Origin of the sequence: Tunturibacter gelidoferens, from assembly GCF_040358255.1 — a bacterium.
In the GTDB taxonomy this organism is placed as follows: domain Bacteria; phylum Acidobacteriota; class Terriglobia; order Terriglobales; family Acidobacteriaceae; genus Edaphobacter; species Edaphobacter gelidiferens.
The window spans coordinates 49668-64425 of the sequence record NZ_CP132937.1 but is presented as its reverse complement, the minus strand read 5'-3'; the positions used below and the strand labels follow the sequence as shown (position 1 = coordinate 64425).

10 protein-coding genes are annotated in these 14758 nt (G+C 54.0%); 2 read left to right on the top strand and 8 right to left on the bottom strand.

All coding sequences use genetic code 11. The features are described from left to right. Nucleotides 1-22: 22 nt before the first annotated feature. The 3 genes from RBB81_RS00300 to RBB81_RS00290 all read right to left on the bottom strand — a co-directional run bounded on the left by RBB81_RS00300 (nt 23) and on the right by RBB81_RS00290 (nt 4365). Nucleotides 23-2122 (bottom strand): AAA family ATPase, encoded by a 2100-nt coding sequence (locus tag RBB81_RS00300; RefSeq protein ID WP_353070750.1) that lies wholly within the window; start codon nt 2120-2122, stop codon nt 23-25. After that, nucleotides 2103-2606: a hypothetical protein gene (locus RBB81_RS00295; protein ID WP_353070749.1), complete on the bottom strand. Its 504-nt coding sequence runs from the start codon at nt 2604-2606 to the stop codon at nt 2103-2105. Before RBB81_RS00295 ends, RBB81_RS00300 begins: the two co-directional genes overlap by 20 nt. A gap of 88 nt (nt 2607-2694) precedes the next feature. Further along, nucleotides 2695-4365: an SIR2 family protein gene (locus RBB81_RS00290; protein ID WP_353070748.1), complete on the bottom strand. Its 1671-nt coding sequence runs from the start codon at nt 4363-4365 to the stop codon at nt 2695-2697. Between the two features lie 340 nt (nt 4366-4705). On the opposite strand from RBB81_RS00290, the gene RBB81_RS00285 reads away from it, so the two are divergent. Continuing rightward, complete coding sequence (locus tag RBB81_RS00285) at nt 4706-6412, top strand: hypothetical protein (protein WP_353070747.1); 1707 nt, start codon at nt 4706-4708, stop codon at nt 6410-6412. Nucleotides 6413-7349: 937 nt separating this feature from the next. Further along, nucleotides 7350-9056, top strand: coding sequence for a hypothetical protein (locus RBB81_RS00280; protein WP_353070746.1), 1707 nt, complete (start codon nt 7350-7352; stop codon nt 9054-9056). 31 nt (nt 9057-9087) lie between these two features. On the opposite strand, the gene RBB81_RS00275 is transcribed toward RBB81_RS00280, so the two are convergent. The 5 genes from RBB81_RS00275 to RBB81_RS00255 form a co-directional block, all read right to left on the bottom strand. Further along, nucleotides 9088-9837, bottom strand: coding sequence for a TIGR02391 family protein (locus RBB81_RS00275; RefSeq protein WP_353070745.1), 750 nt, complete (start codon nt 9835-9837; stop codon nt 9088-9090). Between the two features lie 95 nt (nt 9838-9932). Continuing rightward, the gene (locus RBB81_RS00270) at nt 9933-10304 is read right to left on the bottom strand and encodes a single-stranded DNA-binding protein (protein WP_353070743.1); all 372 of its coding nucleotides are present in this window, start codon (nt 10302-10304) and stop codon (nt 9933-9935) included. Between the two features lie 368 nt (nt 10305-10672). Beyond that, nucleotides 10673-11527 (bottom strand): RepB family DNA primase, encoded by an 855-nt coding sequence (locus tag RBB81_RS00265; protein WP_353070742.1) that lies wholly within the window; start codon nt 11525-11527, stop codon nt 10673-10675. A 504-nt stretch (nt 11528-12031) separates the two neighbouring features. Beyond that, a complete protein-coding gene (locus RBB81_RS00260; RefSeq protein ID WP_353070741.1) occupies nt 12032-13723 on the bottom strand; it encodes a ParB/RepB/Spo0J family partition protein in 1692 nt (563 codons plus the stop codon). An 84-nt stretch (nt 13724-13807) separates the two neighbouring features. Beyond that, nucleotides 13808-14737 carry an ArdC family protein gene (locus tag RBB81_RS00255; protein WP_353070740.1) on the bottom strand — a complete coding sequence of 310 codons (930 nt, stop codon included), beginning with the start codon at nt 14735-14737 and terminating at the stop codon, nt 13808-13810. Between the last annotated feature and the right edge of the window lie 21 nt (nt 14738-14758).

Below are 14758 nucleotides of genomic sequence, written 5' to 3'. Positions count from 1 at the left end.
TGCGACCCCCGCCTCCTAATCACTAAGCAACTTCAGCAATCAATGCGGACGGATCGAATGTCACTAAAGCATCTTTGGTAATGCGGGCTCCCTGATCGCCTTCTTCGAACGTATAGGCAATCAACGATTGGCCTTCCCGACTCGGATGAAGCTGTCGTCTCAGAAATTGGTAAACAGACTGATCGTGTAAGCCAACAACTATCTGCCAACCGAGGACATCCTTCAAGAACTTAAGCACGTTACCGAACTCTTCAATGTGAATTTCATCCATATTCTGAACGGGGTCATCTAGCAGCAAGAGCTGCAGTCCTCCAGAATGAGATGTTGCCAGGGCAAGGAAAAAAGCAATAGCGCATGAGTTGAGCTCACCTTGACTGAACACTGCTTCGCCTGGAAAGCTATGGTCACCATACCGAGCGCACCAATCTACTTCTGGCTTGTGACGTTTCATCCTAACGTCTGAGACCGTGACATCGAAAAATGGGTTTTTCGCTAGGCGTCTAAACAATTCTTCAAAAGTGTCCTTGGCCCTGCCAAGAACAAAAGTTTTTATGATATCGTCTATTCCTGAACTGAGCCTCCTGCGAACCTCTTGTGTCGTCTCAATGAACAAATTCAGGCGTTGGTGAGCGTTCTGCGCAGCTCCTAATCTCCCAGTTATAACGGCGACGCGCTCTTGCGCTGTCTTCAATTGTGTACGTAAATTAACAGATCTGATTTGACTTGCAGATATGGAGGCCCGGACTTCGCCGAAGGCATCCGACAGCACTTTTAGCCCTTCGATTTCATTCGCTGCAGAACGCTCACGGTCGCTAGTAATTTGGGCAATTGCATTGAGTGAATCAGTGTCAGTGACCTTGCCCTTGAATGGTTCGATGAACGAAGCTAGTTCTGTCTCGAACTGGAGAACTTCTGTCTTTCGACTTTCAAGTTTTGAGTTCAATTCTTCAAGTGCTCGAACGCGAGAACGTTTTTCTGACACTCGCAGCTCCAATTCTTTTTGGAGGCCACGCGCCGCTTCCTGCACTGACGATTGTTCCGCCCGAAGCGAGGCAATCTTATCTGAAATGTGATTATTCAGGTTCACAAATGATTGGTCGCAGACCGGACAAACATTGAGATCCTCGACTCTCTGGAGATGTTCTAACGCTGTTATCAATCCCAATCGAGCATCAGACTTTGTACTTGCAAAGTTTGGGTCGTTCAATCTCTCTCTCAATGCGGAGATTGCGAGATCAGAATCTACGTTCTGCTTCTCAGCAGCGATCTTTTGGGACTCAAGATCGCTTTGCAACGCTGCTGAACTGTCAATGGAGCTTTTTCGAGCGACGAATCGAGCACATCGCGTAGCCATATCTTCGGCGTCTTGTTTATCTGTGAATGCAGCCTTAAGTTTCTGCTGAAGTTCCACGTCAAGCTTTTGGATAGCTTGCTCATTTTGTAGATCGATCGGAACTTCCAGCTTGGCTGCAACCTTCGTCAGTACTATGTTCCACTCTGCGAAGTCGGGTGCTGTCGAGTCTATAGCGTTGATTTGTGATTGTAGAGATTCGATTGTTCCTTTAAGCTGCCGATCCTCTTCCTCCAGCATTTCGACACGGCGTGTCACGAGGGAATATTCCCGAGAAGACCGAGAAATCGCAGCCTGCCCCAAGGCCTGCTCCAGCCTAAACACATTCTCATCCAATGCGAGCGAACGAATGACCTCGCCTAATCCAGCTGAATCGCTAGTGACCAACCTTCTAATGTCTGATTGCTGCAGGTATGTGGCGTGCTGAAATAGATCGGTTTCGGAGCGAGTCAGGCCTCTATTTATTGTAGCGACTTTATGACTTTCTAAAATCGCCTCTGCGAATCGCGGACGCGACCCCGATCTAAATTCGAGATTTATCCGCGCTGGTAGTATTGAATTCCTTGCGTTGACTAAAACAGATGCTAGGTCCGGGACATGCTGAATACGACGGATCGAACCTGTCAATAAGAGTTCAATCGCGTCATAGATACTAGTTTTTCCCGATGCATTGCGACCATAGAATAGGATGACGTCGTGGTCGAGGTCCATCGGCTGCACCTCATTTACGAACCCCCGGAAGTTATCGAGGTTAAGTTTTGTCAATCGCATGATCTACCTCCGCAACAAACCTCTGCATTTCGTCCAAAAGCCTGCTAACCAAATCTTCCGGAGAGCTAGACTTTTCGGTCATCGAAATTAGTGAGCCAGCGTCGTAGCCTTGAAGTATTGTTGCAAGATCACCTGTTGCAGATGCTTGGTCTTTGCTTCGGATGAGTGTGGGATTACTAAGAAGTGACAGATGTTTCTCGACTTCCGTCATTTGCATGGTTTCAGCAATGACAAACAGGCGAGCCGTTCCACTCAGTTCATTTTCAATCGAGCTCAGGACTTCAGCTGAAATGATTTCGGGGACAAGAAGGACCAAACTTAGAAGAGCAAGTTTGTTATGCGAATGCAAGGACCAGACGAAACTCTGAGCTTTTCGAATACTCACGCGAAGACCTTTAGCAGTCGTCGTGGTCCGACGCTCGACAGCGACGACTGATAGAGGATCTGAACCCACTAAAATCGCGTCGAATTCCACCGTAAACATCCGACTATCAAGAGAAAATTGCTTAAGACCACACCGACTTTCGAGGAAATTGATTATCTCTGGGACGGTCCTCCCGAACTGCTCCATTTTAGACCCCCAGCTCTGAGCGCAACCGCGAAATTAGGTCGGCAAAATCGCTCGCGCCGAATATTACATCGGGATTTACGAAAGTTCGTATTGCAGTTGCGATTCCCGGGAGGTGCTTTGCTAAGACCGGCCTCGGCGCGAATGATGGGATAGTGCCCACTTTGTACTCCGAACACGGGATGATCAAAACTTCAAAAGAAGGAAGCGGACCAAGCGACGCCTCAAGGTCGTTTAGATAGCTTGTCACCATTGGAACAACAGCCGGAGCGTATGTTCCATAGACAAAACATACCGTTCGTACCGCACCGGTACTCTCTATGAAGTTTAGCCCAGCAATCTCGTTATTGAGCGACAGCGATAAAGCCCTACCTGCCTTAAGCTCGACAAAGGCGGCTATCAAAGTCAACAACACCAGATCCTTAATACGGTCGAATCTGAAGGGACGGTACAAATTCGGGTGCTGAACTCGACCCTCAATGAACATTTCCCTAAGTTCCGACAGTCGGACTGGTATCGTGCCAACACTTTCGTCGTAGGTACGTAGACCAGGAAGACCAATTGCGTCGTCTAGAAGTGACGGAAGATCGACTTCCAACAGATGGTGAAGCCTCCGCACCAGTTCATCCCATTCGGCATCACTCCATCGCGTAAAAGCCCGCTCGGGTCGAGTTTGTTGCCCGGCTAGCTCAACGGCTTGCTTGAAGCGAGTTCGCAAGGCTGCGAAATAAAGCGATGTAAAAGTGTCATTTGCGTACATTCGCAGATGATGATCGGGTCGATCTCCGCTCAGTTGTAGTGCTCCAGCGGTAAGGTCTTTATCCTCTGCAACAAAATACCGAGCTGCAGGGAGTGCATTTGCTTTTCTAAGAACATCGATCACTTTTGTCGGGACCATGAGCGTGTAGTCAGAACCGGAATAACCCGAAAACAAAGTCGGTCCGCTCAAAAACTCGGTCACTGCGTCTTGTCGCCATCCGTTTGCAGCCGCGACCTGCAATTCGGGCGTCGTGATCACAATCTGTTCACATTGAGTCGGGTATTGAGTCGCGCAACCATGCACTTTGGCTAAAACTGCCGTGTTTCGCTCACCCCTCTGTAACCATGTTGCGTCATCCTTTGCGACCGTGAGGAAATCATTAGTCGGTTTTGAAGTGGAAACCGCGACCGCCTTTTCGATCAAGCGATCCCAATTCGTAGTTAAGACCCGCGAAATATTACCCTCAATTAAGAGATAGGCGATGTAAAAATGAGAAACATCCGGGACTGCACGTTCAAACTGTTCAATGTCGATAGCCTCCAATAACTCTCGCTTTGAACCATATACACTCTCTACGTCTCTGAATACATCGCCATAGGTGTTGATTAATTCGTTGCAAATATCTGCTTGTACAGCGTCGGCCAGTCCGCGAAATTCATCTAGTGTGCAAGGTTGTGCGGTGGTGATTCCCATATCAGCGAGTCGGAGATGAAATACCTGTCCACGGCTGACCGCCAAAAACAATTGGTCTGCTTGCGCAGTATGGGGCAGGTTGCGAAACGCGGATGCAATCAGTTGAGCAAGTAGGGGAAGTTTTCTTCTTGAGATACCCGAACCCAAACAGAGGGCCAGTCGCCCCGTGCCTTCAAGAGCTCTGTCCGCGCTGTCGAGTTGTTCAGTGAATCGAAGAGCCACGGTCTCTGGCCTTGCCTTGTGAGACGATCAAATTGAATATTACCAGTAGAATCAAACATTTAGCGACAAAGTAAAATGCAAGGGAAAATTACCGCGATATGTCGATCTTCTCTGAGCCGGGACGCATGAGCTGCAACGTCGCTTCAGGCCAGGTGCTGAAATCGTCTAGGATTCAACAGCTCAGTCATTGCGGGACGTTGCCAAGCTGCTTCGATCTGGTACATCAAAGGCATAGTGCGCACAAATATGCGGGCCCATGAATCTGAGCCGGGGGTTTAATCGTTACTTCGCCAGCGCTGATGTACTCTATGATCCGTAATAGCTCCTGAGAACAACACGAATGCAGATAGGTTGGGTTAAACCACCAACGCCGATTTCCGGCCTCGATCATCTCGGGACACAATCACCATGCACATTGATCTATGCGCAGTTACTGCCTGGCATCACGAATGTTACGGATCGAGCCCGTTATTATTCACTCTACCCATGGATAGTCCGTTCGCTCGATCTGCGCTATAAGGGTGACTCTCTTGACCTGTACGTCGATCTTTATCGCCGCGCGGATTGTCTGCTCACCTTGATCTCCGAGCGGCATGCACGCCAGCTTAAAGATGAGCATCACGGTCAGTCGATGATCGGCCGGCTCCGACTGGTGCCCGCATTAACGAGGCTTGAGGGCGGCGAGCCGCTTCGACTCTCAACCTACGCTACCCGCTCGGATGACTCGAATGACAGATACTTTCAGAATCGGCTCGGAGGACTTGGTCAGTATTATATGGGCCAATTAGCAGAGCTTCGCATCCTGGATACATCGCGTGGTCCATGGGTGACATACACGCCCAATGGCGGAACACCACTGGCAAAGACCTTGGACGAGTTACAGGGCGCCGATCAGTTCTGGCAGACCGTTGTCGAGGATCTCGTTACCCTGCAGGATCTCGATGACTTGGTGCAGTTCTGTATATGCGGAGCTTCCCACCATGAAAAAGAGCACAGACAGTTGATGGATCTCTTCTTCGTAAGAACGCCGTTCTATGCAGAGCGAACAGCACTTGGAGATTATGATCCAGTCTTTCGCCGCGATTCGCTGCGCCTGCTCTTGCACCTCGCGGGCGCCCTTTCAAAAGAGAGTCCAATTCGAATTAGCGAGGATAGCTTCCGCGCTGCCGTGTACAGCGGAACTCTATTCGAAGATCGACCATGGCAACTCCCGGCTGATCTCGTAAAGACGCGCACCCTTTGGTCCATCTACGAACGAAATGATCAACTCTCGATGGCTTGCCTGTGCGTGTTTTCATCTGCTCTCCAGGCTCTTGAGGTCGAAGCGAGGCTCGGACAGACCTTTCGCACAGTCGAGAAGTTCGCGGCTTACTTGTCGCGTCAACCGGCCCTATCAGAGAGCCTCACCGACTTGTTGAGCTTGGGAAGCGGCCCGGCATTAGGACCTGGCGCCACGTTTTCCGACCTTGTCGAATACGTGCGGAAGACACATCCTCCCGTTGAGCGCTGGCAAGACGAAAACCATGAGATCAATCTGGCAGCGGGCCTGGTCTCGGATCCTCCGACGGCCGAGACGTATCCTCAAACGCTAGTCTCTGCGCTCAGGGTGCTTGCTCTTTTGGTAAGCCACGAGTCCTCGTTTCCGGCCGGTTATGGCGACTTGCTGTTAAGGACTTCCGATCTTGAAAACTATCCGATCCATCTCGTTTCCTTTGTAAAACGCGTCGAACACTGGCGCAGTCTTTCCTTGACTGAAGTAATTGAGGATTTGATTGTCTGGTGTCTGAACACACATCTTTCTGTAGCTCTTCGAAAGCTACGTCAAACACGACAGTGCAGCTTCCATCTGCAACCCTCCGAGTCGGGTCTGGAGACGCTCGGAACAATCCCGCATCCGGTGTCCACCTTGCCGCGAATCTGGCAGGCGCTACAGATACTCACTGATCTCGGCGCATTGGCGCCCTCTGGATCCTCGGTTACCGACGCATCTCACGGACTTGAGATCACTCCTTTCGGCCGTTCGATCCTGGAGGGTACTGATGCCTGAGCCCCCCTCTCATTCGCCCATACAGGCACAGGTGTCTCTCAGCGAGCTGATCGATCGAGGAGGGTTCGAAGCCTCGCTCATCACCACATTCAATGCAAACTTGCCATTCTATGAAGAGTTTGTGCTCCGCCGTCTGCAGGCGAAGAACTGCCGGCGAAACTTTGTCCTAATGGACGCTGCCCAATGTGCTTCTGCCTGGCATTCAGAAGCCAGCCGACCTCGCCATGCCGGATTCGAATACACGCTGATTCCGATGCACACGAAGGGAGCGTTCCATCCGAAGATTGTGTTTCTCCTGGGGCCTAAAAAAGCTGCTATTTCTGTCGGCAGCCACAATCTTACCCTTTCCGGGTTCGGCATCAATCGGGAGGTCACAGGCCTCGTCGAATTCTCAAATGCTGACCCGAAGGATGCGCAGTTCATTCGAGCCGCGTGGATTGAGCTCTCGCGTTGGATACAGAACGAAGGCGCCCATACGCCTCGTGAGCTGATCGACTTCGCCCTCGAGCTGAGCCGCTTCATTCCGGAAAGCGCCATGGCGATAAACGAAGAAACTGCGCCTCGATTCCTCGCCCAGTCGGACCAGCAGAGTTCTTTGTTTAGCGCTCTGCGGAACTCGATTCGCTTTGTACCACACCGCATTACAGTTGTAGGAGCCTTCTTCGACAGCGAACTTGAGTTTCTCATACGTCTACGCAGCGTCTGGCCCCTCGCCGACATAAAAGTAGGCGTCGATCCATCGACCGTCTACCTGCCGAACTTAACCCAAGACCCCAAAGTTGCCTTTGTGGACGCGTCGCAGGTTCTGAATTCCTCACCCCATCATTATCTTCACGCAAAGGCTCTCTACTTCGAAGGCGAGCGGGCAGAAGATGCAGCATGGCTCAGTGGCAGCGCCAATCCCAGTGCGCCGGGATGGGGACTTCGCGCACCCAATGTGGAAGCAGTTGTGCTTGTCCGCGGGGCGCTGGCTCGCGGCACCGCGACAGAAATGGGTTTTCTCAAACTGTTTGATCTTCACGAGCTTTCACGAGAGGCATTGGAGATCGTCGTTTCGCGTACGGCGGAGAAACATCAGGTAGAAGGGGATCAACACGAAATATTACTGGTTGGAATCGCTTCTGAAGCGGAGCCAGAGATCATCATTGACCTCTCGTTCGCCAAGGCGAACTCCGTTCAAGAGTTGACTGACTCCGACTCCTGGTCAGTGCAGATTGAAGAGCCGTTGAAGGATCTCGTTCCCGTTGGGCTCCTGTCGACTGTCCGTGAAGACCAACGTCTCATCCTTCATTTCTCTACTACGCCGCGGACGGTCCGTTCTCTTGAACTTTATCGCAATGGAGGATTTGTTGCCCGAGTTCTGGTTCACCACCCGGCAATCGTAAAGAAGCAGTCGAGTTCATCGACGCAACGGCAAGTCCGTGATGCCATCGGGGCGCTCGATAGCGGTTCCGCGGATCTCTCAAGTTTGATTGCCATAGTCAGCAAGGTGATTTTTTCGGAGAGTACCGAAAAGCTCCTGAGCGGTACTGACGGGCAAGGGCATTCACGCGCCCATAAGAATGACGGCAAGGAGCGGGAGATTTCTCGACCGGAATCTTTGGAAATGGCTTTTCCTGCCTCGCGTGAGAAGCGGAAGAAGGCGCGGATGTTGTCGCATGGCGACCTGGTGGAGCTCATCGACGCGCTCATTCACAAACTTTACGTCGCGCCACTGGTCTCTGTAGAGCAGAAGGCTGACGGCACAGGAGGGCCCGAAGACGGAAACGGAAATGGAGCCGAAGGGAACCCCGTTGAACCAAATGAACCCCGGCAAGAATTATCCGATAAGGTGATCGCAGCGGCAGTCACATCCAAGGCAAAGACACTCATGAACCGCATGATCAACCGCCAGAAGGCGGTATCTGTCGAGGCAGCAAAGAAAGATGCTTCCTCGGAGTCCAGCGTTTCTGCCGCTGCAAAGACCGTCATCATGCAGCTGACGGCCGTCATAGCCCTTCTTCGCGAACTCCGCCGGATCGAGAACAGTGCCAGGTGGTCCGCCAGGGGGCTAAAGCTCCTCGATAAAACATGGCTCACACGGCTTTTTGAAGCGTCGATGCCATACCTCTTTGCGAAAGACAAGGGTCTAGCCATGCGAGCACAATCCGGAATCGAATCCTACGCTGAGCTCGATGATCTCTATGTCCTGCTGACGTGGCTGGCCTGGGTTTGTGGGTTTGATTTCCGGGCTCCGGTTCGGCCGCGCTGGGATCTTGGCGCCGAGGAACACACGTTCCAGTTGCACGGAAATGGATACCTGACCCGGCTGATGCCGCTCGTCGTCGAATCAGAAAGTGTCGATCAACTTTGGGCAGGGATTGAGAACTCAATCTCGAGGTCGGCGATCGCAAAGGCCGAGGCACAAGCATGGCTGAACCGAAATGCGCGACACGGTGAAAAGCTACTCGACGTGCTCACAGCACCATCAAGAGCACTGCTGACCTCGAAACGAAAGCTCGCTGAAGGTGATCTCGCATGGCTTCCAGGCCTCGGGGATCACTTGGTTGTCATCACCGAGATCAATGACGCCTCGCTCAAGCTGTGGGACTTCGAGCGCGAGCACGGGTACAGTCCATCGTTTGTGAGAACCTATATTCCATAGGCGCGCCCTGACTTGACGCTCAAGGCGTAGGCTATTTTCTTGCGTCGACAATCCGGAGCAAATGGTTGGCAAGCATGATGATTTCCACTGCTTCAGCAGGGTCGGCCAGGTTCACGTCGCGGTGGGAATGCGGGTTCTTATAGGAACCTATGGCTCCTGCGAACAACGCCGAACGCGCCTCCTTCTCTCCATCTTCCGCCAATGGGTCAGTCAGCGGTCCGTTGCCCGGATCGAACGCCTTGCGCATAAGTTTTGTTCCGAGAAGGTCATTTGGAAGACCGGACGCATCGCGTACTGCAACTTCCACCGCCTTCATTGCCTGAAACGCCGCTACGTCGAATTCGCTCCGCATAAATGCAGACCACACTTTATCGGCAAGCCGGGGATGTAAGCACTCCTTTGGAAGCATCCGGCTGACGGCAAAGCTCGCAAAGTCCGTCTCGTTCTGGAATTGAAGAGCCCGGCGACTGAGAACGCGAGTATCAGAACCTCCCCCTGCATTCGGCGCGGGCACAAGGAGAGCCTGCGCAATCAGCCAGGCCCATGCTTCTGCGATTGCAAGGTTGATCTGATTCCTAAATTGCTCATCGTATGGCGGCCGATAGTTCGGCAGATAATTTTGAGGCCAGAGCTCATCAATGAGATTCGAGAATATAAAACCGTCAATCCCACGATTCTCACAGCGTTTGCGCATGAGGAAGATCATCTTGCCGCCGAGCTCCTCTGCCCGCAGACTAAGGAGAACCTGTAGATCCGGAATCGCGCCTGGGAGTTCGTGCATATTTGCCTCTATAGCGATGATAGGCGATTGCTCACCAGGAGTATTAGAGATTGGTGGATGAGGCGATGTTCTCGCCTCACCCACGGAGCCGACGATTACTCGTCGCCGGCACCGTCCGAAGGATCATCAGCGGCCTCGATCTTTGAGAGCCGCTTCATGCTGTCGGCATGGACCTCGGCTATGCGGTGTTTGAACGTAGTGCCTTCGACCTCGTCTTCGACCTCGCGATACCGCAATGTGCCTTCAAGAGTGATGAGCTGCCCCTTCTGGAGCGTCTTGGCGAACTTCGAGAGGTTCCTCCAGGCGAAGACGCGGTGCCATTCGGTGCGGGTTTCGTATTCGCCTTTATCGTTCTTCCAGCTTTCCTGGGTTGCGATGTTGAGGACGACGTACTCTTTGTTGTTCTGAGCGGTTTTGGCTTCTGCGTTCTGCCCGAGGCGGCCGATGAGGATGACTTTGTTGAACATGGTGTTTAGCTCCGTTTCTTTTGGTTTGTCCGCTGTCTGCGGTACATGCTTGCCCGGAGGGTGTGCCGTGCGACCCACTCCCAAGGCGACTGGATGGAATCTACGGAAAGGGACCCCAGCTTGCCTGGGGCAAGGAGTCCGCACCTCTTGAGAGGCGCGTAGCGGATTTTGGGAAGGAGAGCGTGCGTCCGAAGGGCGGGGGTGTCTTGAGCGCGGCACGCTGAACGCAGATAGAAAGGCAAACCGGAAGGGAGCCGCCTGTTCAACGGCCTCTCTCATGGCGCGAGTTGCAAAAGCCAGCTCAGAAACTAGAAGAGTCATCCCACGCGCGGGAGGAAGAACGAAAAGGGCAAACGCAGCACCGATGCTCATCGTCCGGTCCATCTCCTCGCCTTCTCCATCGTCCTGCGAATGTAGGCAGCTCGTTTTGTAGGGCTGGGATCGCGGGAGAGATAGTCGTCTTCAAGGGCACGTTCAATCCGTTCCTCACTCATGCCATTGGCATAAGCGGCGACACAGAAAGCGATGTCAGCGGCGGCGGGACGGTCCTGGTACTTGATCGAAGTTCGGAATCGTTCAAGGGACAGACTCGATAACCTCGGCCCCCTATGCGGAGAAAGAGAACTTTGCAGCCGTTTCGCCTCGCGTTCCTGCTCTTGGGCCTCGTATAACTTCGTTATCTCTTGCTCGAAGGCCTGCGCCATCGGGTATTGCTGTCCGGTGTAGCTGTGCAGATGAACGAAAGGGAAGAGTCCGTCAGGCTTGCGGTATTTGGACTTGCAATTCGTAAAGCCGGGAAGCCGCCCGAACCGCCTCCAGTCAGCCGCGCTGGGATCGGCATCATATCGCCCCGCCAATGTCTGCGCCGCGAAGCTTCCGAGGACTTTCGGGAATACCCGTGAGTGCTTGAGCCACGCCTGGAAATTGCCGGCGCTGGTCTCGATCAGGGCACACGGATTGAAGCCGTCTGCCGAGAGCCTGGCGAGCGAGGTCTCGTTAAGATCGTCGAGCGCGGTGAAGCGATGCTCACCCGATGGACGAATGTAGATGTGCGAGCCGTGGGCATTGCGGTACTTGAGCAGAGAAAGCCTGTCGAGGACCGCCGCGGCCGAGATGCGGTCGAGTCTCGGAAGCATTCCACGCTCACTCAGGACACCGACATCGTAGAGTGGTGCCTCAATCGCCGTGAGCAAATTGCGAACTGTGGATTCTGTTCTATCCATCGACGTCATCCTTGAGATTTGTTTCACCGTGGAGGGGAGGGAAAGGCCCCGCCGCCCGCCTCTGGTGGGCGAAGTTCATACCATCTACCCTTTAAGCGAGATGAGAGGGGCACTTTGTGACACCACTGCGCATTGTTTTTTGCGAAGAGAAGGGCTGTTAGCGCGGATTAGAGAGGTTGGCTTCCAAACGGAGGTTCTTTCTGTCCAGGTGCGTTCGTTCTGCTGCGTGGCTGACGTACGTGAGACCACGGTGTCGCTCTTCGCAAAAACTCCAGATGTGCGGCATCAAGCGATAGCCTCGCCTGATGTAGATCAAAGAGAGAGAAGCAAGTAGAGCATCCACCCTTGATTCCGCCGCGTCCGTCCCGCTCCGGGTTGTAACGTGGATGCCGTTCGCACTTCGCCTTCACTCGCTCGGCGACCCTGAGTTTGTAGTTGAACTGAAACATGATCTCCTCCTTTTGGAAAAAGAGCGGGAGCCGATTAGCCGACTCCCGCTGCGGGTTAGGCTGCAACTTGCTTCTTAGTCGTCTTCTTCTTCGCTGCGGCCTTCTGAGCGGCTTTGATCGACGTGGGTGTCTTCGCTTTCTTGGTGGCTGTCTTCTTGGGTTGTGGGGGAGCAAAAGCGGTTTCGGCCTCGGTTAAAAAGTCGATTTCGCTTTCGCGCGGAATGGGTATATGTGCGGTGAGGACGAGACGGAGGGCAAACCTGGTGAGCTTGTCATCCGGTAGTCCGTCGATGGTCGAAAGCAGAATCTCCTCTGAGGTCTGCTGGTTGTTCTCGTCGTTAGCGGCAAGTTGCTCCGCTACGTCATCAAACGCGTAAGGGTCGATAGCGGCGAGGGCGCGGAGAAACACTCTCAATTGCGCTGCGCTGAACATGGCCGGGGCTTTGTCGAGAATCCGGTCGAACTTGGATATACGCGCCTTATGCAACTTCTCTCTGCGAGCGCGTTCGGCTTCATGCTCCTTCTGTTCCCGCTCGAACTGCTGTTTACGCTCTTCGGCTTTCCGCTCCTGCTCCTGCTCGTACTCCTTTCGTTGTTGGTCGTAGTTGCGCTGGCGTTCCTCGGCCTCTTCCTGTGTCTCGGCTTCTGCCGCAGGCGCCATTGTCGGGGCGGGATTGGCGGCTTGTTCTTCTGCTGCTCGTGGGTCGTGTACGGGGCAATCGTCGTCTGTGCATACGGTGAGAGTGGTTCCTACGCGCTTGCCATAGACGATAATTGCGGGTTTAGCGGCTGCACACGGCGCGACTGGCTCGGCGTCCAGGTTCTCGACTACCGTTTCGATCTCGCGGAAGCGCCCGCGTTGGACGGCTCCGGGCTTCTGCTCTCGTGCGTTCCGCCAGCCGTTCTCGATCTGGATAAGCTCGGGATGCGCTGCAATCTCACGGTCGATATGTGCGGTGAGCTTGATTTGATAGCAGGGTCCTGAGAGACACTGGTCGCCGTCCGTTACGTCCGAAAAGAGGGAAGTGTTGTATCCGCTGCGACGTGGGCAAGTGACGCAAGCTCCGGCTGCGGGGTTGAGGTTGGGGTTTTCGCGGTCGAACGGTGCATCCGCAAGCGCGAGATAGAGGTTGTTCTGAATCCAAGCGGATACGTGCTTGGCGGGTAGCAGGTGCGGCTCCGAATCCTGCCAATCCTCACGCCAGCACTGCTCGAAGGCCTCGGCCTGTGACTCCTGCGGCAAACGGGCGATGAGGTTGGCGTGGCTCGCGGTGATGCGCTCTTGAGTGAATGCCTCGGCCACTTCAGCGATGAGTTGCAGAAGAGACAACCGAGCGTAGATGTGGCTTGCACTCTTGCCTGACTTCTCGACCAACGTTGCAACGTCGTAGCCAGGCAGGTCAAGCAAGCGTTGGAACCCCTGAGCCTCCTCGTAAGGATGGATATCGGCGCGTTGTGCGTTTTCGACTAATTGCCATTCGAGAGCCTGTGTATCGTCGATTTCGACAATGCGGGCGGGGATGGAAAACAGCTCAGCCAGTTGCGCCGCACGGTAACGTCGCGCTCCTGCGATCAACTCGAAGCCTTCCGAGTTAGGGCGTACAGTGACGGGCTGAATGAGGCCGTGATGCTTGATGCTCTCGGCAAGCTCCAGCAGCTTGCCTTCGTCAAAAGTGCGACGTGGGTTCGTGGTGGACTCATGGATGGTGTCGAGGGCGAGGTACTGGAATGCGCTGCTATTCTGCATGACTGCCTCCTTGGGCGGGTTGGGACGTGCGGGGTGGTTGGAGCGGGACGACCTGAGCCGTCCGCCCTCGTGGGAGAAAATTCGTTAGCTGGCTTGCGCCAGTGCGGGTTCGGCTTCGGCCTCGCTCTGCTCCGCTGTGGCGGCGGGTGTCTCGATGGCGGAAAGAATCAAGGCTGACGTGCGCTGAATGACTTCCAGGCTCTCGGCCAGAAGTGCGGCGTCGCCGTGATACAGGTGGATGTAGTCGGCGGAGGCGCGGCCAGCATCAAGGCCGATGGTCTGCGAAACAACGAAGGCGATAGCCTCGGCCTCCGTTTCGCGGACGGTTTTGGTTGTAACTGTTCTCCGCTCTGCTTTGTGGAGCATTTCGTGCGCGAGTTCATGGACAAGGGTGCTGAACTCCTCGGCTGCGGCCTGTCCGGGAAGGATAGCGATGCGGCCTCCGTAGCTCATGCCAAGCGCCGGGGCGATGCTTTCCTTGAATTCAAGCTCGATACCCTGCGCCATCAGAAAGTCGATAAGGCGTTCGCGGTACTCGCCTACTTCGCCCTTCACCCGCTCTGAGAGATCGGGGAGCGGTGCGCCCTCGGTCTGGCTCACATCGAAAACGTAGGCCGAACGAAAGCCGACGAGGACGGGCTGGTTCTGCTTGGTAATGTCTTTCTCGGCTTCCTTGTCCTTCTTGCGGCGAATTCCGATCATCGGAGCGAGAATGCGGATGCCCTTCTGCCCCTTGATGACTTTGCGGCCTAGCTGGTTCCACGCATACATCCCGGCAACGCGGGTTGCGTCCGGCTTCTGTCGTGCGATTTCGAGAATGTTCCCGAAGCTGTAGTTATGGAAACGGCCCATTGCGGTGAGGTAGGCAGTGAGTCCTTCGCTGTGGCCTGCCTCAAGCTGTTCGATGAGGAGCTTTACATTGGCGGCAATAACTTCTTTGGCCGTCTGCGCTTTGGAGGTCGAGGGAAGGGAAGTAACGTTGCTGGTTTCGTTCGTGGTGGCGTTGCTGCTCATTGGGGGTGAATCCTCCGTTTT